Source organism: Lichenicola sp. (assembly GCF_965198575.1).
In the GTDB taxonomy this organism is placed as follows: Bacteria; Pseudomonadota; Alphaproteobacteria; order Acetobacterales; family Acetobacteraceae; genus Lichenicola.
In genome coordinates, this window is record NZ_OZ240671.1 from 3,397,550 (window position 1) to 3,416,671 (window position 19,122).

16 protein-coding genes are annotated in these 19,122 nt (G+C 70.1%); 5 read left to right on the forward strand and 11 right to left on the reverse strand.

Annotated features, from left to right (window positions below):
* Position 1: 1 nt before the first annotated feature.
* A complete protein-coding gene (locus tag ACOEQ2_RS15430) occupies positions 2 to 730 on the reverse strand; it encodes an orotate phosphoribosyltransferase (protein ID WP_419728840.1) in 729 nt (242 codons plus the stop codon).
* Positions 731 to 900: 170 nt separating this feature from the next.
* Between ACOEQ2_RS15430 and ACOEQ2_RS15435 the strand changes: the two genes are divergently transcribed.
* Complete coding sequence (locus ACOEQ2_RS15435; protein ID WP_419728841.1) at positions 901 to 1,842, forward strand: ELM1/GtrOC1 family putative glycosyltransferase; 942 nt, start codon at positions 901 to 903, stop codon at positions 1,840 to 1,842.
* A gap of 122 nt (positions 1,843 to 1,964) precedes the next feature.
* A complete protein-coding gene (locus ACOEQ2_RS15440) occupies positions 1,965 to 2,249 on the forward strand; it encodes a hypothetical protein (protein ID WP_419728842.1) in 285 nt (94 codons plus the stop codon).
* Between the two features lie 167 nt (positions 2,250 to 2,416).
* Here ACOEQ2_RS15440 and gltA read toward each other — a convergent pair whose 3' ends face one another.
* From gltA to ACOEQ2_RS15480, 8 genes are all read right to left on the reverse strand, one after another.
* A complete protein-coding gene (gltA, locus tag ACOEQ2_RS15445) occupies positions 2,417 to 3,718 on the reverse strand; it encodes a citrate synthase (protein ID WP_419728843.1) in 1,302 nt (433 codons plus the stop codon).
* Positions 3,719 to 3,872: 154 nt separating this feature from the next.
* Complete coding sequence (locus ACOEQ2_RS15450) at positions 3,873 to 4,379, reverse strand: SixA phosphatase family protein (RefSeq protein WP_419728844.1); 507 nt, start codon at positions 4,377 to 4,379, stop codon at positions 3,873 to 3,875.
* Between the two features lie 13 nt (positions 4,380 to 4,392).
* The gene (locus ACOEQ2_RS15455) at positions 4,393 to 4,674 is read right to left on the reverse strand and encodes a chorismate mutase (protein WP_419731246.1); all 282 of its coding nucleotides are present in this window, start codon (positions 4,672 to 4,674) and stop codon (positions 4,393 to 4,395) included.
* Between the two features lie 147 nt (positions 4,675 to 4,821).
* Entirely contained in the window at positions 4,822 to 5,571 is a 750-nt protein-coding gene (locus ACOEQ2_RS15460; protein WP_419728845.1) for a metallophosphoesterase, read from the reverse strand.
* On the reverse strand, positions 5,568 to 7,091 hold the full coding sequence (locus ACOEQ2_RS15465; protein WP_419728846.1) for a cryptochrome/photolyase family protein: 1,524 nt from the start codon (positions 7,089 to 7,091) through the stop codon (positions 5,568 to 5,570). The genes ACOEQ2_RS15460 and ACOEQ2_RS15465 overlap by 4 nt, the downstream gene beginning before the upstream one ends.
* Before the next feature lie 81 nt (positions 7,092 to 7,172).
* On the reverse strand, positions 7,173 to 7,892 hold the full coding sequence (pdeM, locus tag ACOEQ2_RS15470; RefSeq protein ID WP_419728847.1) for a ligase-associated DNA damage response endonuclease PdeM: 720 nt from the start codon (positions 7,890 to 7,892) through the stop codon (positions 7,173 to 7,175).
* Complete coding sequence (locus ACOEQ2_RS15475; RefSeq protein ID WP_419728848.1) at positions 7,889 to 10,564, reverse strand: ligase-associated DNA damage response DEXH box helicase; 2,676 nt, start codon at positions 10,562 to 10,564, stop codon at positions 7,889 to 7,891. The genes pdeM and ACOEQ2_RS15475 overlap by 4 nt, the downstream gene beginning before the upstream one ends.
* A 40-nt stretch (positions 10,565 to 10,604) precedes the next feature.
* Positions 10,605 to 11,207 carry a hypothetical protein gene (locus ACOEQ2_RS15480; RefSeq protein WP_419728849.1) on the reverse strand — a complete coding sequence of 201 codons (603 nt, stop codon included), beginning with the start codon at positions 11,205 to 11,207 and terminating at the stop codon, positions 10,605 to 10,607.
* A 162-nt stretch (positions 11,208 to 11,369) separates the two neighbouring features.
* Here ACOEQ2_RS15480 and ACOEQ2_RS15485 point away from each other — a divergent pair, with 162 nt between their 5' ends.
* Positions 11,370 to 11,555 (forward strand): hypothetical protein, encoded by a 186-nt coding sequence (locus ACOEQ2_RS15485; RefSeq protein ID WP_419728850.1) that lies wholly within the window; start codon positions 11,370 to 11,372, stop codon positions 11,553 to 11,555.
* Positions 11,556 to 11,733: 178 nt separating this feature from the next.
* Here ACOEQ2_RS15485 and putA read toward each other — a convergent pair whose 3' ends face one another.
* The gene (gene putA, locus ACOEQ2_RS15490) at positions 11,734 to 15,420 is read right to left on the reverse strand and encodes a bifunctional proline dehydrogenase/L-glutamate gamma-semialdehyde dehydrogenase PutA (protein WP_419728851.1); all 3,687 of its coding nucleotides are present in this window, start codon (positions 15,418 to 15,420) and stop codon (positions 11,734 to 11,736) included.
* 96 nt (positions 15,421 to 15,516) lie between these two features.
* Between putA and ACOEQ2_RS15495 the strand changes: the two genes are divergently transcribed.
* Entirely contained in the window at positions 15,517 to 16,521 is a 1,005-nt protein-coding gene (locus ACOEQ2_RS15495) for a DnaJ C-terminal domain-containing protein (RefSeq protein WP_419728852.1), read from the forward strand.
* Positions 16,518 to 16,847, forward strand: a complete 330-nt coding sequence (locus ACOEQ2_RS15500; RefSeq protein WP_419728853.1) for a chaperone modulator CbpM — start codon at positions 16,518 to 16,520, stop codon at positions 16,845 to 16,847. Before ACOEQ2_RS15495 ends, ACOEQ2_RS15500 begins: the two co-directional genes overlap by 4 nt.
* 15 nt (positions 16,848 to 16,862) lie before the next feature.
* Here the strand turns inward: ACOEQ2_RS15500 and ACOEQ2_RS15505 are convergent, their stop codons facing one another.
* Positions 16,863 to 18,515, reverse strand: a complete 1,653-nt coding sequence (locus tag ACOEQ2_RS15505) for a glycosyltransferase family 4 protein (protein WP_419728854.1) — start codon at positions 18,513 to 18,515, stop codon at positions 16,863 to 16,865.
* Positions 18,516 to 19,122 lie beyond the last annotated feature (607 nt).

The following is a 19,122-nucleotide window of genomic DNA, read 5'->3' on the forward strand; positions in this document are numbered from 1 at the left end:
GTCAGCCTTCCGCGAGTGCCGCCGACTTGCGGGCGAGCGCTTCCTCGACGCTGGCGACCCCGCCATGCTTCGCCGACCAGGCGCACGGATCCTCCAGGAAGCGCCGGACCTCGGCACTCGCCGCCTCGGAGAAATACGGACGCTCGGCGCAGGCCTCGAGCACGTCCCACCAGGTGCAGAGCGCATGCAGCGAGATGCCCATCTCCGACAGCGTGCGATGCGCGCCCGGGAACACCCCGTAGAAGAACACCACGAAGGCGTGCTCGACGATCGCGCCGGCATCGCGCAGCGACTTGGCGAACACGATCTTGGAGGCGCCGTCGGTGGTCAGGTCCTCGACCAGGAGTGTGCGCTTGCCCTCCGGGACGTCACCCTCGATGAGAGCGTTGCGGCCGAACCCCTTGGGCTTCTTGCGGACATAGGCCATCGGCGCCAGCATCCGGTCGGCGATCCAGGCGGCGAACGGGATGCCCGCGGTCTCGCCGCCGGCCACCACGTCGATGCTCTCATAGCCGACATGACGGCCGATCTTCTCCACCCCGAGCTCGCAGATCTTGGCCCGCGCGCGCGGAAAGAAGATGATGCGGCGGCAGTCGATATAGACCGGCGACTTCCAGCCCGAGGTCAGCGTGTACGGCTCCTCGGGGCGGAAATTCACCGCCTTGATCTCGAGCAGCAGCCTCGCCGTGGTGAGTGCCGCATCACGGTCCCAGTCGGTCGTGGCACTCATGGTCGTAATCCCTTCATTCCTGCCTGCCTAATCTCCACCTGACAGTCTCCACTATCCGGGCGCGCCCTTCCAGGTCCCCGCCGTCCCAGGCAACGAAGGAATTCCATGACGGGCATCCAGCGCATGCCACACGTCGCCACCGGCCCGAGCGGATCGGGAGGCCTGCACCGATGGAAATCGCAAGGCTGCTGATGCTACCGGAGTCGCCCGTCTGGGTGATGGAAGATGAGGGCGCCGCGGCAAGCGGGCAGCCGGCCGCGATTGCCGGGCGGCTCGGCCTGCCGTTCCGCCGGATCGGTCCCGCCGGCCCGAAGGATACGGTGCGGTCAGGCAGCGGCCCGGCGCTGGTGCTGTCGGCGGGAAGCCGGTCAGCCGCGCGGGCCTTGCTCCTGCGCGCGCGCCACGGCTGCCGTATCGTGCATTGCGCCAGCAGCCGGCCGCCGGTGCCGGCACGCCTGGCGGGGTATCCGTTCGACCTGATGGTGCTGGCCGGGTTGCAGCCGGCAGCCACCTCGCCGCGCGGTGCGGAGCTCGCCGGACGGCTGATGCCTGTGCTGGGGCCGCCGCATGTGGTGTCGCCGGCGCTGCTGGCCCGCGCGCGCCAGCTCTGGGAGGAGCGGCTGGCCCATTTGCCGCATCCGCGCATCGTGGTGCTGCTCGGGAGCGGCACGTCCGATCAGCGGGAGGCGCTGGCCGCGGCGCTGCGACTCGAGCGGATGGCCCGGGAGCAGGCGGGCTGCATCCTGGTCAGTGCGGCCTCCGATTGCCGGCGCGAGATCGTCGACGCCTTCGTGACCGGCCTCGCCGGCTGCATCCACCTGGTCTATCGCGAAGGCGAGCCGGGCGAGAACCCTACGCTGGGTTTCCTGGGCGGCGCCGGAGCGGTGGTTGCCGCCTGGACCAGCCCCCAGGCCTTGAGCGAGGCCTGCGCGGGGCCGGCTCCGGTGTTCGTGCTGTCGGCCGGCAGTGGACGCCGGCGCTGGCTGATGGACCGGCTGATCGCGGTCGACCAGGCCCGTCCGCTGCAGACCAGTCTCCAGGGCTGGCCGCGGACGCCGCTCGACGAGGCTGGCCGCATCGCCCGCGCGATCCGACGACGGTTCATGCTCTGAATCCCCCCCGGGCGATGCTTCGGTCCGCCGGCCTCGGGTTAGAGCCGAACCAAGGTCGGACTTGAATAACCCCCTCCGGCCTGTGCATAACATCAGGCTCGCATTTGAGAACGGTTTGCAACATGCCTCCTGAGACGGACCGGCTACCGGGTGGCGCGCCTCCTGTCACGAACGGCGCCCCCCCGATCATCACGCGAAGCTGCGAGCGCGCCGTCGTGACGGCCTACCGGGAACTCCGCGAGTGCGGCACTCTCGACATGCAGGCGTTCCATGCCTGCACCACCCTGTACCGGATCCATCATCCGGACGCCTCGATCAGCGAGGCACGCCGGCTCGTGGCCGAGTGGATCGACCACCACGTCGTGCGCCAGGCTGCCGGGCAGACGCCGGGATGCGACTGCGACTAGGGCTTGTTCCGGTCGAGCTGGAAACCTCAGCTCGTCGTTTTGCCGAGCATCTTCATCCGACCGACCGACCGACAGGCACGGTCGATTGGATGACGCTCCGACACCCGTGGGCTCATGACCGGGTGCGTCGCCGGGACCTGTCCGAACCGGGAGGCCGGCGGCGAGGATCAGCCTCGATCGGCAAGGCCGACGATGTCGCGCTTCGCCGCCCCGGTGTAGAGCTGGCGCGGACGGCCGATGCGCTGGCCCGGCTCCTCGATCATCTCCTTCCACTGGCTGACCCATCCCACGGTACGGGCGACTGCGAACAGCACGGTGAACATGCTGGTCGGGATGCCCATCGCCTTCAGGATGATGCCTGAATAGAAATCGACGTTCGGGTATAGCTTGCGCTGCACGAAATACGGATCCTCCAGCGCCACCCGCTCGAGTTCGACGGCCAGGTCGAGCATCGGCTCGTCCTTGATGCCGAGCTCCGACAGCACCTCGTGACAGGTCTGTTGCATGATCTTCGCGCGCGGATCGAAGTTCTTGTAAACGCGATGCCCGAAGCCCATCAGCTTCACGCCGCTGTTCTTGTCCTTCACCTTGGCAACGAAATCCGGGATGTTCTCCTTCGTGCCGATCTCGGCGAGCATCTTAAGCACCGCCTCGTTGGCGCCGCCATGCGCAGGGCCCCACAGGGCGGCGATCCCGGCCGCGATGCAGGCGAACGGATTGGCGCCGGTCGAACCGGCCAGCCGCACCGTCGAGGTGGACGCGTTCTGCTCGTGGTCGGCATGCAGGATCAGGATGCGATCCATCGCGCGGGCAAGCACCGGGCTCACCTCGTACTTCTCCGACGGCATCGCGAACATCATGTAGAGGAAGTTCTCGGCGTAGGTCAGGTCGTTGCGCGGATACACGAAAGGAAATCCCTGCGTGTATTTATACGCCCACGCCGCCAGCGTCGGCACCTTGGCGATCAGCCGCAGCGCCGAGATCTCGCGCTGCTTCGGATCATTGATGTCGAGGTGGTCGTGATAGAATGCCGAGAGCGCGCCGACCGTGCCGCACAGCATCGCCATCGGATGCGCGTCACGCCGGAAGCCGTTGAAGAAGTGCCTGAGCTGCTCGTGCAGCATCGTGTGCTGCTTGATCTGGCCGACGAAGGCGTCGTTCTGCGCCTGGGTCGGCAGCTCGCCGTTCAGCAGAAGGTAGGCGACCTCGGGAAACGTCGCCTGTTCCGCAAGCTGGTCGATCGGGTAGCCACGATGCAGCAGCACGCCTTCGTCACCATCGATATAGGTGATCTTGCTCTCGCAGGCCGCGGTGGTGCCGTATGCCGGATCGTAGGTGAAGATGCCGAGCTCGCCTTGCAGCTTGCGGATATCGGCGACGGCCGGCCCGAGTGTTCCGGTCAGCATGGGGACGGTGGCGGTCTTGCCATCGTAGCTGATGGTCGCGTTGGACGAGGCAGTCGCGCTCATGGGAGTTTCCTGTCGAGAGTAAGGGCCATTCGCGCGGCCCGGGTCGGCGTTGCAGGATCGGCGGGCAGAGTAACGGGGAAGGAAAAGCCAAGGCAACCGAGCGCCGTCGGCTGCCGGTCGCCTGGCCATCGGGCGACAGCCCTGGTGACCCGGCTCAAGGCCGCATCATCATCAGGTTGCTGGTGGTGCCCGGACCGAGGTCGCTCCAGCGGCCACTTACCTCGAAGCCGATCAGGGTGCAGGTCGGCAGCCCGGCCGGCAGGCCCGCGTGATCGCCGTCATGTCCGGCGAGATTCAGCGCAAGCTCGTGCAGGCCCGGATTGTGGCCGACCAGGATGAGCGACGCGACGTCGTCGGAGGTTTCACGCAGCATGGCCCGAAGCTCCCCGATCGAGGCGAGATAGAGACGATCCGAGACGACGAGCTGCGGTTCGGGCGTGGTGAACGGCGCCAGTAGATCCCAGGTGCGGCGGGTGCGAAGCGCGCCACTGACGAGGGCGACCTCAGGCTGCATGCCACGCTGCTGCAGACGCCGCCCCAGTGCCGAAGCCTCGCCGCGGCCGCGCTCCGAGAGGTCGCGGGCATGGTCGCCGGCCTCCCCGTCAGAATGCGTCGATGCCACCGCCTTCGCATGGCGCAGCAGCATCAACCGTCGGCTCAAGACGGCTCGTCCATCATCCGGCGGCTGCGTTGCGCGGGATCGCCTCGTGATGCCGGATCACCTCGCGGATCACGAATGCCAGGAACTTCTCGGCGAAATCCGGATCGAGCTGCGCGTCGTGGGCGAGCACACGCAGACGGGCGACCTGCTGCGCCTCGCGCGCCGGATCGGCCGGCGGCATGTCGTGAAGCGCCTTCAAGCGCCCCACCGCCTGGGTGCAACGGAACCGCTCGGCCAGCATGTGGATCAGTGCTGCGTCGATATTGTCGATGCTGCGGCGGAGCGTGCCCAGCATCTCGACCGGTGATTGCTGCAGGTCCTGCTCGCCCGTGGGCGGTCGTCTTGTCGCCGTGTCCACTTATGCCCTCCGCTGCGTGCTGCCGCCGGCGATCCCTGCACCGCTTGCGCGCCGGCATCAAGAGCGGCGAACACCGGGTCGCCCTCACGCTTTCCCGCCAAGCGGCGGCAGGTCGATCCAGGCCAGGTGGCCACCCTTGCCGGCGCCGGTGTCGGTGAAAATCGCCAGGCCGCCGGCGCGACCTTGCTTGCGCCACGGGCGGCCGTCGGTGCTGCGCTGGTCATGCCCGCAATAGACGGTGAACCCCTCGGGGATGTGGTCGATCCAGTTCAGCCTGCGCTCCGGAAAACCGTCCTCCTGCATGCGCCCGGTGGTCTCGCCGAACAGCGCGCGGGAGAGCAGGTGGGTGACGCGCTCCAGGCCCGGTGGCGGATCCTGGTGCAGCATGCCGGTGTGGAAGCCGCCATGCACGAAGATGGAGGTGCCGCGGGTGAGCCAGGCGGGGGCCCGGCCGATCTCCTCGAAGGCGCGCGTCGCCAGCCCGTCATCGAGCTGCGCCAGCGTCGCCTCGAGCGGCGGGTCGGGGCGCATCTTGCGGCCGGCGAGGGCGCGTCCGAGCTTGCGATCGTGGTTGCCGAGCAGGAACAGCCCGCGGCGGCGGTCGATCAGTCCGAACATGGTGCGCAGCACGCCGGCGCTGTCCGGTCCGTGGTCGATCAGGTCGCCGAGCTGGATCACGAAGCGGTCCGTCGCGACGGCATGCCGGAACGCCACCGCATCGCCATGCACGTCACCGACGATGCGCAGCGGCTGGTCGGGCGGGATCTCCCATCTCCGGTCCGGAGCCGGCTGCTGCAGGGTGTCCGGTTGCGGGTCGGTTGCGGGTTCGTTCATGACGCCGCCTCGTGGCGTGCGTCCGCCTTGTCCGGCTTGCGCTGCACGGTGTCGCGGAACGCCCGCAATGCGCGGTCGCGACCGTGATCGAGGGACACGATCGGCTCCGGATAGTCGCGACCCAGCTTCAGCTGGGCCGCCTCCAGCACCGCAGTGGGCGCGGCCCAGGGCTCGTGCAGCCAGCGGTCCGGCAGGCGGGCGAGTTCCGGCACGTACTGGCGCACGTAGCGCCCGTCCGGATCGAACTTCCGGCCCTGCGTCACCGGATTGAAGATCCGGAAGAAGGGCTGGCTGTCGGTGCCGGTGCCGGCGACCCACTGCCAGCTGGCGGCGTTGGTCGCGAGGTCGGCATCCACCAGCGTGTCCCAGAACCAGGCTTCGCCCTCCTGCCAGGGCAGCAGCATGTGCTTGGTGAGGTAGGAGGCGGTGATCATCCGCACTCGGTTATGCATCCAGCCGAGCTGCCAGAGCTGGCGCATCCCTGCATCGACGATCGGGATGCCGGTGCGGCCCTGGGTCCAGGCCCGCAGACCCGCCTTGTCACGGCGCCAGGGGAGCGCGGCGAACGCGGGACGCAGCGGCTCGTCGGGCATCGCCTGGTTGTGCCGGAGCAAATACGCCGCGAATTCGTGCCAGAGCAGCTCGCCCTGGAAGGTCTCGAAGCCGCCGGCGCGTGGTCCCTTGAGCTTGGAGGCTGCGTCCCGCGCCGCATGCCAGACCTGGGTCGCGGAGAGCTCGCCCCAATGCAGGTGCGGCGACAGCATCGATGTGCCCTGGTTGTCGCCCGGGACGTTGCGGGACCGGCCGTAGCCGTCGAGCCGGTGGTCCAGGAAATCGTGCAGCCGCCTGGCCGCGCCGGCCTCGCCGGGCTCCCAGGTGTCGCGCAGTCCCTGGGCCCAGTCCGGCGCGGTGGGCAGCAGGTGCCAGTCTTGCAGCCGGTCGCTCGCGGGCAGGCGCTTCGGGCCCGGGATCGCGCGCGGTGTCGGCAGCGGCTGCTCGGGGTCGGGCAGCGACCGGCAGGTGTTGGCGAATGGCGTGTAGATGCCGTAGCGGGTGCCGGTCTTGGATCGGATGGCGTCGAGGTCGAACAGCGTCGCGACCCGGTGCGTCTCCAGGCGGCACCCCTCCGGCAGTCGTTCGGCAACGGTGTCGTCCAGGCGACGGAGCCAGGGCTCGTGCGGGGTGCCGCAATGCACGACGGCGGCATCGGTCTCGCGAACCAGCTCCGGGATGATCGAGGCGGCATCGCCGCGGCGCAGGATCAGCCGGGTGCCACGCTCCTCGAAGGCACGGCCGAGCGATTCCAGGCTGTGATGCAGCCACCAGAGCGACGCGGCCCCGGGCGCCCAGCGTTCACCAGCCTGCTGGTCGAGCACGAATACCGCCAGCACCTGGTCGGCATCCCCGAGGGCAGCCTGCAGGGCCGCGTTGTCGGCCAGACGCAGATCCTGCCTGAGCCATAACAGCGCCAGCCGCCCGCTGCGGGGTTTCGCCTTTGCATCCGCCTTGCGGGCCGCCATCGCTTGCATTGTCTCCAGTCTTGCATGAGGCGAAACAGCTTCAGCCCGGCTCGGGTTTCGCGGTTCCGATGCCTGGTGTCGTCACACAGTCGCCGCCCGGATTTCCGCCAGCGCGAAGCTGAACAGCCGTTCCGCCCCGAGCAGGAAGGCCCGGCCGCCGCGCGGGAACAGGCTCGCGATCGCCGGGTGCATGACGTCGAGGCCACCGGTATAGGCGCCGAATGCCGGCATGATCATGCGGCCGGCGTCTGCCACGAAGCAGGGACGGGAGATCGTGCCGGCACGTGTCGCCACCCGCGCCTTGGGGTGGTGGTGGCCGCAGATCTCCGCGCGTTCCGGCCCCGGCGCCGCCAGCATTCGACGACTGCCGGGCGGGCCCTTCGATTCGTGGCGGAAGGCCAACGGCCCGAGCCGGAAACTGTCGCCGTGCTCGCCGGGGAGGCCTTCGGGAGGCACCGGATCGTGGTTGCCGAGCACCCAGACCAGGCGTGCGGTGGCGGCGATGCGTCGCAGCCGGTCGGCCTCGGCGGCAGGCAGACGGGCGGCGGCGTCGCGATCGTGGAAGCTGTCGCCGAGTGCCACGACGATTTCCGGTCGCCAGAACGCCACCCGCTGCACCAGCCGATCGAGCGTGAGCCGGCTGTCCCAGGGCGGCACCAGGGCACCCCGCCTGGCCGCGGCACTGCCTTTCTCCAGATGCAGGTCGGCCACCGCCAGCAGTTTTGCGGCCGGCCAGTACAGCACGCCGGCCGGATCGAGCATCACCCGCTCGCCGGCGATATGGAACGGCGCCGCGTTCATGCCGGGCCCGCCACCCTGCGCGGGCGCGATCTGCCGGCGCCGCCGATCCCGCGCTCCCTGGAGCCGCCGAAGCGGCTGCCGCCGGTGCGTTCGCCGGATTTGCGGGTCAGGCGACGCAATTCCTGGGCGTGTCCGGGTGCGACCACAAGCTCCTCGGTCGAGGGCTCGGCCTCGCCCATGGCTTCCGCCAGCAGCATCTCGGTTTCGGCCAGCAGCGCGTCCTCGTCCTCCGACGAGCGCACGAACTCACGGCCGATATCAAGCATCACCGGGATCGCCAGCGGCGACACCCGCTCGAGCCGCGCCACCTTGATGTGGTGCTCGACGCGCACGAGCATGCCGGCCAGCCGGTCGACGTCGGTGAGGCCGCCCGAGGCTTCCGCCCGGGTGGCACGCAGCAGCACATGGTCGGGCTGGTGGCGGCGCAGCACGTCGTACACGAGGTCGCTGTTCACCGTGACCTGGCGGCGGGTTCCGGTCTGGCCGGGATGCTGGCGCTCGATCAGCCCGGCGATGACCGCGACGTTGCGGAACGTCCGTCGCAGCATCGAGCTTTCCGCCATCCACGCCTCCAGATCGTCGCCCAGCATGTCCGGCGCGAACAAAGCAGGAATATCTCGTGGCGGATTGGCGCACCAGAGGGCGATCGCATAGTCGGTGGCAACGAAGCCGAGCGGCGCCGCACCCTCGCGCGACAGCCGCCGGGTCAGCAGCATGCCCAGCGTCTGGTGCGCGTTGCGGCCCTCGAAGCAGTACGCGACCAGGAAGAACCGGCCGTGGCGGGGGAAGATCTCCACCAGCAGGTCGTCCGGGCCGGGCAGCATCGAGCGCTCCTGCTGCAGCTGCAGCCACTCGCGCACCGGTTCGGGATACGCCGCCCAGGCGGCCGGATCGTGCAGCATCTGCCGCACGCGTGCAGCCAGGCCGCTGGTCAGCGGGTACTTCGAGCCGGCATAGGTCGGCACGATCGGCTCGCGCTCGCCGCCTTCGACGACCTCCACCGTGGCTTCGCGCAGCTTGACGAATTTCAGCTTGCGGCCGGCGAAGATGAACGCGTCGCCCGGGCTCAACTGGTTGGCGAAGCTCTCCTCGACCTCGCCCAACGTGAAACCGCGGGGACCACCCAGGCGCACCTTCAGCACCGGCGCCTCGACGATGGTGCCGGCATTCATCCGCGCCTGGCGCGCCACCCGCTCGCCGCGGATCTCGATCAGCCCCTCGGCGTCGCGGAACAGCTTGCGGTAGCGCTCGTAGGCGACCAGCGCGTAGCCGCCATCCTCGACGAAGCCGACCACATCGTCGAAATCGCGCCGGCTGAGCTCGGCATACGGGGCGGCCTGCCGGACCTCGTCGTACAGCGCGTCGGCGGTGAACGGCGCGCTCGCGGCCATCAGCAGCACGTGCTGGGCGAGCACGTCGAGGCCGCCCGGTCGCGGTGCCTCGCCGTCCAGCTCCATCGCCTGCACGCCCTGCATCGCGGCCTGGCATTCCAGCACCTCGAAGCGGTTCGCCGGCACCAGGATCGCGTCGGAGGCCTCGTCCATGCGGTGGTTGGAGCGGCCCACCCGCTGCAGCAGCCGCGATACGCCCTTCGGTGCGCCGACCTGGATCACCTGGTCGACGCCGCCCCAGTCGATGCCGAGATCGAGCGAAGAGGTGGCGATCACGCCGCGCAGGCCGTCCTTGGCACCGGCGCCGCGGGCCATCGCGGCCTCGACCTTGCGGCGCTGGCCGATATCCAGGCTGCCATGATGCAGCGCGATCGGCAGGGTGTCGTCGTTGATGCGCCAGATCGCCGCGAACAGCAGTTCCGCCTGTGCCCGCGTGTTGACGAACACGATGGTCATGCCGGACGCGGCGATCCGCGCCAGGATCACCGAGGCACCCGCCAGTCCCATCCGGCCGGACCACGGCACGTGCGCGTCCGGCAGCATCATCGACAAGGCAGGCGGTTTGCCGGGCGGCGCCTCGATCAGCCTGGCCGGGTGGTCCGGGGTGCCGACGAACGCCCGCAGCGCCTCCGGATGCGCCACCGTGGCGGACAGGCCGATCCGCCTGGCGTCCGGCGCCAGCAGCGACAGGCGTGCCAGGCACAGTGCCAGCTGGTCGCCGCGCTTCAGCCCGGCCAGCGCATGCACCTCGTCGATGACGATGCGGCGGAGGCCCCCGAACATCGCAGGGGCGTCGCGGCGGGAGAGCAGCAGCACAAGGCTTTCCGGCGTGGTGAGCAGGATGTCGGGCGGATGCTCGCGCTGGCGGGCGCGACGGTCGGCGGGGGTGTCGCCGGTGCGGGTCTCGATGCGGACCCGCAGCCCCATCTCCTCGACCGGGGCGGTCAGGTTGCGGGCGATGTCGGTGGCCAGCGCCTTCAGCGGGCTGACATAGAGGGTGTGCAGGCGCTCTACGGGGTTGTCCTCGCCCGCCGGTGCAGGTGCTGCCAGCTCGATCAGGCTCGGCAGGAAGCCGGCGAGCGTCTTGCCGCCGCCGGTGGGGGCAACCAGCAGGACGTCGGATCCGCCGGTGACCGCCTGCAGGACGGCGAGCTGGTGCGGGCGCACCGACCAGCCGCGCTTCGCGAACCACTGCGCGAACAGCTTCGGCAGCAGCGGTTCCCGGCCGATGGGGGGGAGCGCCGCCGATCGATCCGGGACAGGCTTCTTGCGGGGCGGCATCTCCTGCAGATAGGGCGGATCGTCGTCCGCGGAAACCGGCTCAGGCGTAGGTGGCGGAAAGCCGGTGCAGCTCGAGGGTGTTCAGCACGTCGGAGCCGGTGATCGTGCCGGCGGCCAGCTCCCCTCGCGCGTCCTTGCTGACGCCATAGGCGGCGAGCTCGCCGGCGGTCCAGGCGCGGGCGCTGCCGGCCCCGGTCGCGGAGGTAGCCGGGCTATCGGTGGCGGCAAGGGCTGTGGTTGCTGCTGGCGCTACGGTGCCGGCGCCCGGGGTGGCGGGGCTCTTGTGGAACAGGCTGGCGATGAGCGACTTGCCGATCTTCTCCGGGTCGATGCCCAGCACCTTCTCGCCGAGCGTGATGCCGACGCCGACCGGGCCGCCGAGGGCGAAGCTGGTGCCGAGCGAGACGGCGAATCGCAGGTCGGCGTTGCCCTGGTCGCCGGTGATCGCGCGGTAGATCGCGCCGACCACCGGGATGTATTGCAGCGGGTTGAGGTCGGCCAACAGCTTGTGGAACGAGAACCCGCCCCTCAATGCCGGGGTTGTGGTGGCGGCCGGAGCGACCGGCGCGGGGGCGCTCACGGCACTCGTGACGCTCGTTCCCGCCACGGGAGGCAGCAGCCAGGTCGTCTGGTCGAGGGCCACGCAACGGTCCTTCCGCATTCGGGAACCGCAGGCAGACTAGACGGCGGATGGTTAGCGGAGGGTTAACGGCTGCAGGTAGCGGCCGAACGTCGTTGCACCGGCGAGGGCGCCATGATGAAAGCGTATCCGCTTCCATCACAACCATGATCGGTCCGTCGCGACATGAGGTTCTATTATCTGCTGGTCGGCATGGTGCTGGTGCTCGGCGTCGTCATCGTGTTCGCGATCGTCTCGACCGGGGCCGATTTCCTCCGCCGTCGCCGCAACCGCGACGAGGGTGCCACGGTCATCGCCGACAACCAGACCGAATTCGAGGCCGACGTCGGCAAGGACGGACCGATTCTCTGACGGCGCTGCGGCTCAGCTCGGGATGCGGTTGCCGAGCAGGCTCATCAGATAGAGAAAGACGAGAAAGCCGCCGATCATCAGGACCACGTTCATCCAAGGCTTCATCCGTGCGGCTCCCCTTCGTGTCCCCGGTCGATGCAATAGCCTGCCGTCGCCCTGTCTCCAAGCGCCGCCCTCGTCAGCTCAAGGCCATCAGGCTGGCATTGCCGCCGGCCGCCGTCGTGTTGATGCTGAGCGACCGTTCGTGGTTCAGCCACTCGAGCGCCAGTCCGGTCTGCGCCGCGTCCAGCCGGTGCAGCGGCGTCACCGCACCGGGCCTTTCGGCCAGCTCGATCGCCAGCGCCGGAAGCAACGCCGCACTCGCCAGGGCCGCCGACACCGGTGACGGCGGCGAGGGCTCGCGCACGACGAGGGCGGGACATGCCGCCATCAGCCGCCGGGTCACATCCGCTTCCGGTCCGATCAGCCGCAGCACCGCGCGGTTGCCGGTGGCGAGTGCGGCGGTGATCTGCAGCACGAGATCGGTCTCGTCGTCGGCCACGCAGAGCACGTCGCCGCGCGCCGCCAGGCTGTAGAGGTTGCGCTCGCCGACCGGGCCCGGCAGCGCTTCCGAGAAGCCGAGCGGGCTGCGCGCGACGAGTGCGGCACAGGCGGATGCGGCCGGATGGTCGCCCAGCAGGTCGAGCAGCCGGACGGCGGCGTCGGGCGCGCTGCCGGGCAGCAGGGCGCGCTCGTGCAAGGCGGTGCGCAGCCGGTGCAGCATCAGCGGGCCGCCGGCCTTGGGTCCGGTGCCGGACAGGCCGGTGCCGCCGAATGGCTGGCTGCCCACCACCGCGCCGATCATGTTGCGGTTGACGTAGATGTTGCCGGCGGTGCTGCGTCCGACCAGGCGCTGCATGGTCTCGTCGATCCGGGTGTGCACGCCGAAGGTGAGGCCGTAGCCGGTGGCGTTGATCGCATCGACCATCGCGTCCTGGCGGTCCTGGCTGTAGCGCAGCACGTGCAGCACCGGGCCGAAGACCTCGCCGCCGATCTGCTCCAGGGTGTCGATCTCGATCAGCGCCGGCGCCACGAAGGTGCCGCGCGCCGCGTCATCGGAGAGCGGGGTGCGGGTCACGCGGCAGCCGAGGGACGCGAGCCGGTCGATGTGGCGCTCGAGGCGTTCGCGTGCGGCCTCGTCGATCACCGGGCCGACGTCGGTTGCGAGCAGGAGCGGGTCGCCGACACGCAGCTCGGCCATGGCGCCCTTCAGCATCGCCAGGATCGGCGCGGCGGCGTCCTCCTGCACGCACAACACGCGCAACGCCGAGCAGCGTTGGCCGGCAGAGTCGAAAGCGGACGAGATCGCGTCGGTCACCACCTGTTCGGGCAGGGCGGCGCTGTCGACCAGCAGGGCGTTCTGGCCGCCGGTCTCGGCGATCAGCGGAATCGTGCCGCGCAGACCGTCGGCATGCGGGGCCAGCGCCTGCGCGATCGAGCGCGCCACGTCGGTCGAGCCGGTGAACAGCACGCCGCCGATCCGCGGGTCCGCAACCAGGGCGGCACCGATCTCGCCATCGCCCGGGAGCAGCTGCAGGGCGCCGCGCGGGATGCCGGCCTGGTGCAGGATGGCCGTGGCGAGGGTGGCGATGAGCGGGGTCTGCTCGGCGGGCTTGGCCAGCACGGTGTTGCCCGCGGCGAGCGAGGCCGCGACCTGGCCGATGAAGATCGAGAGCGGGAAGTTCCAAGGGCTGATGCAGACGACGGCGCCAAGCGCCCGGCCCTGGAGGTCGTCCGTCCGGCGGGTTGCGGCTGCGTAGTAGCGCAGGAAGTCGACCGCCTCGCGCACCTCGCCGATCGCGTTCGCCGCCGACTTGCCGGCTTCGCGCATGATCGGGCCAAGCAGCTCGGCAAGCCGGCCGTCCAGCGCATCGGCCGCCCGGTCCAGACAATCGGCGCGGGTGGCGGCCGGGGTCGCCGCCCAGTGTGCCGCCGCTTCGGTCGCGGCCCCGATCGCAGGGCCGACATCCGCAACCGTGGTGTCACGGCAGCGCCCGATCAGCCGCCGGTGGTCGGCAGGATCATGGCAGTCCCGCCAGCCGGCAGCCTCGGCGCCAACTCCTTCGAAAGCCAGCAGCGGTTCGGCGACCGGAAGCGGCATCGAGGCGTGCGTGGTGGCCGCCTCATGCAGGCCGGCAAGCTGTTCCAGGGTCGCTTCCGATGCCAGGTCCAGGCCGGACGAGTTGCGCCGGGGACGCTCGGCACCCCCGGCGGCAAACAACTCGCCCGGGCGCGGGATTGCGGCGTGCGGCGCGCCGATCGGCACGGCACGGGCGGCCTCCTGCACCGGATCGGCCACGAGGTCGGCGACCTGAACCGCGGGATCGGCGATGCGGTTGACGAACGAGCTGTTGGCGCCGTTCTCCAGCAGCCGGCGCACGAGGTAGGCGAGCAGCGTCTCGTGGGTGCCGACCGGCGCATAGATCCGGCACGGCCGGTCGAACTTGTCCGGCGCCACCACCTGTTCGTAGAGGCTCTCGCCCATGCCGTGCAGGCACTGGAACTCGTACTGGCCGACGGCGAAGTCCGGGCCAGCCATCGCCATGACGGCACCCACCGTCTGGGCATTGTGGGTGGCGAATTGCGGGAAGATCGCGTCGGGTGCGGCCAGCAGGCGGCGGGCGCAGTCCAGGTACGACACGTCGGTATGCAGCTTGCGGGTGAACACCGGATAGTCCGACAGACCGGCTTCCTGCGCCTTCTTGATCTCGCTGTCCCAGTAGGCGCCCTTCACCAGCCGGACCATCAGCCGATGGCCGGTGCGGCGCGCCAGCTCGACCAGGTGGTCGATCACCATCGGCGTGCGCCGGCTGTAGGCCTGGATGACGAAGCCGATGCCGTTCCAGCCGGCGAGGTCCGGCTGCTCGCACAGGCTTTCCAGCAGGTCGAGCGAGAGCTCCAGCCGATCGGCCTCCTCGGCATCGATGTTCAGCCCGACATCGTGCGCCCGCGCCAGGCTGGCGAGGTCGGCCAGGCGCGGCAGCAACTCGTCCCGCACGCGCTGCTGCTGCGCCCGGCTGTAGCGTGGATGCAGCGCCGACAGCTTGATCGAGATGCCGGCGCCGTCGAACAGCCCGCGGCCCTTGTTGTGCGCGCCGATCGCCCGGATCGCGTGCTGGTAGTCGCGCAGGTAGCGTTGCGCGTCGGCCTCGGTCATCGCCGCCTCGCCGAGCATGTCGAACGAGTAGCGGAAGCCGCGCGCCTCGCGTTTCGTCGCCGCCCGCAAGGCGCTTTCGATGGTCTCGCCGACCACGAACTGCTCGCCCAGCACCCGCATCGCCCGGTCCATCGCCGCCCGGATCAACGGCTCGCCGCCACGTCCGAGGGCGCGCATCAGGCTCGCCTGCAGGCCGGGCGCCTTCGAGGATCCGATGTCGCCGCCGCCCTCCTGCAGGCGTCCGGTGATCAGCAGGCCCCAGGTGGCCGCGTTGACGAACAGCGACGGGCTGCGGCCGAGATGCGAGCGCCAGTCGCCGCCGCCGATCTTGTCGCGGATCAGCCGGTCACGGGTGGCGGCGTCGGGGATCCGCAGCAGCGCTTCGGCCAGGCACATCAGCGCGATGCCCTCCTGGCTGGAGAGCGCGTACTCCCGCATCAGCCCCTCGACCGGACCCGGACGGCCGCGGGCCCGTAGCGCCTCGACCAGGCGGGTGGCGATCGCGGTGGCCGATGCAGGCGTGACCGGTGCGGTGCGCAACAGCTCGGCGACACACTCGGGCTCGGGGCGTCGCGTCGCGTCGGTGATCCGTCGGCGGCTCTCGCTGCGCGCGCGCCAAGCCGGTGCGAACGGGGTTGCAGCCGCGAATCCGTCCGGCGTCATGTCCATGCTGCAAGATCCCTCAAGTATCGCGCCGGCGGATGCTGTTGATCCACAGGTCCAGGCCGCCCATCATCGTGTCGGCAATCTGCACCAAGGAGAGGCATGGCGGACGATCGTCAAGAGGGCCCGGGGGCTTCCGAAACAGGACCATACGACATCCTGGGGATCAGCCGTGATGCCGACAAGGAGACGATCCGCAAGGCCTATCGCCGTCTGGCCAAGGAGAGCCATCCCGACCTGCATCCGGGCGATCCGGCTGCGGAGGAGCGGTTCAAGCGGATCAGTGCCGCCAACAGCCTGCTCTCGGATCCCGAGCAGCGCGCGCGCTACGACCGCGGCGAGATCGACGGTTCCGGACAGGAGAGGCCGCCGCCACGCAGCAGCTACCGCGAGCAGGCGCAGGGCGCGCAAGGGCGGCGGTATCGCGCGAATGCCGGGGCGGGGGCAGGATTCGGCCAAGGCGCGGCGGGCGGCGGCTGGGACGAAGAGGATCTCGGGGACATCTTCGGCGACCTGTTCGGCCGTGGCGGCCGCGGCCAGGCCTCGGGCCGACCGCCGCGCGGTCCGCAGCGGGGCGAGGACCACAGCTACAGCCTGACGGTCTCGTTCGCCGACGCGATGACCGGTGCCACCACCCGCATCACGCTCCCGACCGGGGCCACGCTCGACGTCAAGGTGCCGGCCGGGATCGAAGACGGCCAGACCCTGCGACTGCGCGGCAAGGGCGGCGAGGGTGAGGAGGGCGCCGGGCGGGGCGATGCGTTGATCCGTATCCAGATCACGCCGGACGAGCGCTTCACCCGCGACGGCAACGACATCCGCACCGAGCTCGCGGTGTCGCTGAAGCAGGCGGTCCTGGGTGGGTCGGTGCAGGTGCCGACGCCGGCCGGCGCGGTGGCGATGACCGTGCCGCCCGATTCCGATACCGGCCGCGTGCTGCGTCTGCGCGGGCGCGGCGTGGCCGCACATGGCAAGCGCGAGGCGGGGAACCTCTACGTGACGCTGCGGGTGGTGCTGGGTCCGACCGACGATGCGCTGAAGGCGTTCCTGCGCGGCTGGTCGCCCGGAAGCAGCGAAGCGCCAGAAAGCAAGGGGACGGCGGCATGATCACCATCGAGATGCTGTGCGTCCGGCTGCAGCGGGTCAGCGCAGCCGAGCTCGAGGGCTGGATCGAGCGGGCCTGGATCCGTCCGGAGGGTGCGCCCGGGCATTACCTGTTCGAGCCGATCGACGAAGCGCGGGCCCGGCTGATCCTGGAGCTTCGCGACGACCTGCACATCAACGAGGAGGCGCTGCCGGTGGTGCTGTCGCTGCTCGACCAGGTGTATGCGGCCAGGCGCCACATGCGCCGGGTGCGCGATGCGATCGAGGCGCATGCGGATAACGGCCTGGCCGAACAGCTGCGACAGCTGCTGCAGGAGGAGCAGCGGTAGCGCTGGCGACGCGGGTCAATCGCGCAGGGTGATCAGCCCGTATTTCGCCAGCCAGAGGAGCGCCCGGGTGATCTCGCGTGGCGCCAGGTTGGGGAAACGGCCGCCCAGCGTCTTCACCGTGCAGCCATCGACGGCTGCGAGGAGCGCATGCAGGGTGGCGGCGTCCGGCATCGCGGGCTGGCCGAAGCGGACCAGCGGATGGTCATGCAGCTCGGCGACCAGGCCGGGATCGCGACCGGTCGGGAAGGCGCGGTGCCGGGGCGAGAGCGGCTCCGACGGGTAGCCGCGGAAGACGTGGAACGGGTCGGGCCGAGCAGGGTGGGTCCCTGGCGGGCTGATGGCAGCGGCACGACGCTCGGCCAGCTCCCCCCACAGCGCCTGGTGCCGTGGCACCACCACCGACCAGTCATAATCCTGGCGCGCGCGGGTCTGGGCCGTCCGGCCCATGCTCCGGCGCAGCGACGGGTCCGCGGCCAGGCGGCCGATCGCCCCGGCCATGGCGTCGATATCGACCGCGACACTCTGGCCGATCGCGCCCACCTGCGCCTCGTAGCCATCGAGGCCGCCCTCGCTGAAACGCAAGGCGAGGTCCTCGGAGAGGCCGGGCGGCGCGGCGATGGTGCGGATGCGGAAGCCGTCGACGCCGTCGCGGACCGTTTCGCGGTAGCCGTTCCAGTCGCTCACCACCACGGGCAGTCCTGCCGCCATGGCTTCCAGGGGGGTGAGGCCGAAGGTCTCCTGGACGTTGTCGACCGGCGAGACGAACAGGTCGGCCACCGACCAGGCGGCACGTCGCACGTCGGGCAGCCGCGCATCCATGAAGATCACCGGCACGTCGGGGCAGAACGTCACGGCGGCGGCGCGGAAGCCGGCCTCGATCGTCGGATTGCCGAACCATCCGGCCATGACCAGCATCAGTCGCTGCCCGGGGGCCTGCTGCGCCGACGCCTGCTGCAGCGCCTGGAACAGCGGGATCGGGTGGGCCTTCTGGTGGTGGCTGAGGCGTCCCAGGAACAGCGCGACCACGTCGTTCTCGCCGACGCCGAGGCGTGACCGCCAGTCCGCGCGGTGCGCCGGATCCTGGGTGAAGGCGTCGCAATCGATGCCGAGCGGGATCACCGGCAGTTGCGGTCGTGGCAAGCGGGCGCCGGTTCCGAGTGCCAGCCGTTCGCGCAGGTAGTCGTCCTGGTCGTCGAGCAGCCGGAACACCATCGCGCGCACCGCCTGCGACGTGCAGACCAGCGCGTCCCACGGCTCCACGGGTGCGGTGGCGTAGGCGGCGAGCGCGTCCATGACCCGCGGCGTCGCGGTGGTGTGGGTGATGCCGACCAGACTGTACGAGGCGGCCCCGAGCGCCCGTCTCTGCCAGGCATGGTCGCCGAGCCCGGGGCTGGAGAGCATCAAGGCGCCGACCGAGGCGAGTTCGCCCAGCGCCTGGCGCGGGATCAGCCGTGTGGCCTGCAGCGGATTTGCGGCCTGTACGGCCTGGCGGAAATGCTCCCCGTCGGCCATCGAACCGACGAGTGCTGTGAGCAGGTCGACGCCGGCATACCGCGCAAGCCCCCGTAGCAGGCCCTCGGATGCGGCGTTGATCCCCATCAGCTGCTGGCCCGCCGTCGAGAAGCCGGACGCGTGGTAGAGCAGGGCCGCATTCGGCACGATCGTCATGCCGCGAAACGCCGACCGGCTGCCCGGCCGCGATTGAACGATCGGTGCGCTGACACACGCGAAGATGTGGTCGAAGGCAGCATGAAGGGTGTCCCGTGCGGCATCGCGTCTGCATGACAGGTCATTCGAGAGCAGGCTTTCGAATACGTCGTCAACGTTGCATCAGCCGCGACGCAGGACGGTTCCGGCCGGCCTGAAGCCGGGGAGAGCGGATCCGGGCACGCGTGCTCGCGCCGTGCGTATTTCCGAGGCTTCAGGAAATTGCGTTCCAGGGCGGTTGGAATGACGCCGGTGGCAGCGCCGCAGCATGGTCAGGCGCGTGATATCATGCCGGTCCGGCATGGGAGGGATCGATGGACGCGCCCGGCGATCGTGCTCGCCGGTGGTCGAGCATCCGATGCACCATCCCGTCATTGCCGTCGTGATGGAATGTCCGGATCAGGCAAGACCACGGTGGCGGTACACTGCCGACCGACGCGGATCGGCTTCCCTGGCTGCAGAAGATCACGGCGCGACTCAATAGCCGGCGCGCGAGCGGGCGGTCGGGAGTGCTGACCTGCTCGTCGTCGGAGCACTCCTGGCGCGACATCATCATCGGTATTCTGTC

Excerpts from the sequence above, each read along its gene's own strand:
- gltA (WP_419728843.1), bottom strand. The coding sequence starts at position 3,718 with ATGAGCGCGACTGCCTCGTCCAACGCGACCATCAGCTACGATGGCAAG.
- ACOEQ2_RS15495 (WP_419728852.1), top strand. The coding sequence starts at position 15,517 with ATGGCGGACGATCGTCAAGAGGGCCCGGGGGCTTCCGAAACAGGACCA.
- ACOEQ2_RS15485 (WP_419728850.1), top strand. The coding sequence starts at position 11,370 with ATGAGGTTCTATTATCTGCTGGTCGGCATGGTGCTGGTGCTCGGCGTC.
- pdeM (WP_419728847.1), bottom strand. The coding sequence starts at position 7,892 with ATGAACGCGGCGCCGTTCCATATCGCCGGCGAGCGGGTGATGCTCGAT.
- ACOEQ2_RS15500 (WP_419728853.1), top strand. The coding sequence starts at position 16,518 with ATGATCACCATCGAGATGCTGTGCGTCCGGCTGCAGCGGGTCAGCGCA.
- ACOEQ2_RS15475 (WP_419728848.1), bottom strand. The coding sequence starts at position 10,564 with ATGCCGCCCCGCAAGAAGCCTGTCCCGGATCGATCGGCGGCGCTCCCC.
- ACOEQ2_RS15435 (WP_419728841.1), top strand. The coding sequence starts at position 901 with ATGGAAATCGCAAGGCTGCTGATGCTACCGGAGTCGCCCGTCTGGGTG.
- putA (WP_419728851.1), bottom strand. The coding sequence starts at position 15,420 with ATGGACATGACGCCGGACGGATTCGCGGCTGCAACCCCGTTCGCACCG.
- ACOEQ2_RS15460 (WP_419728845.1), bottom strand. The coding sequence starts at position 5,571 with ATGAACGAACCCGCAACCGACCCGCAACCGGACACCCTGCAGCAGCCG.
- ACOEQ2_RS15465 (WP_419728846.1), bottom strand. The coding sequence starts at position 7,091 with ATGGCGGCCCGCAAGGCGGATGCAAAGGCGAAACCCCGCAGCGGGCGG.
- ACOEQ2_RS15440 (WP_419728842.1), top strand. The coding sequence starts at position 1,965 with ATGCCTCCTGAGACGGACCGGCTACCGGGTGGCGCGCCTCCTGTCACG.
- ACOEQ2_RS15505 (WP_419728854.1), bottom strand. The coding sequence starts at position 18,515 with ATGACGATCGTGCCGAATGCGGCCCTGCTCTACCACGCGTCCGGCTTC.
- ACOEQ2_RS15430 (WP_419728840.1), bottom strand. The coding sequence starts at position 730 with ATGAGTGCCACGACCGACTGGGACCGTGATGCGGCACTCACCACGGCG.
- ACOEQ2_RS15455 (WP_419731246.1), bottom strand. The coding sequence starts at position 4,674 with ATGCTGGGCACGCTCCGCCGCAGCATCGACAATATCGACGCAGCACTG.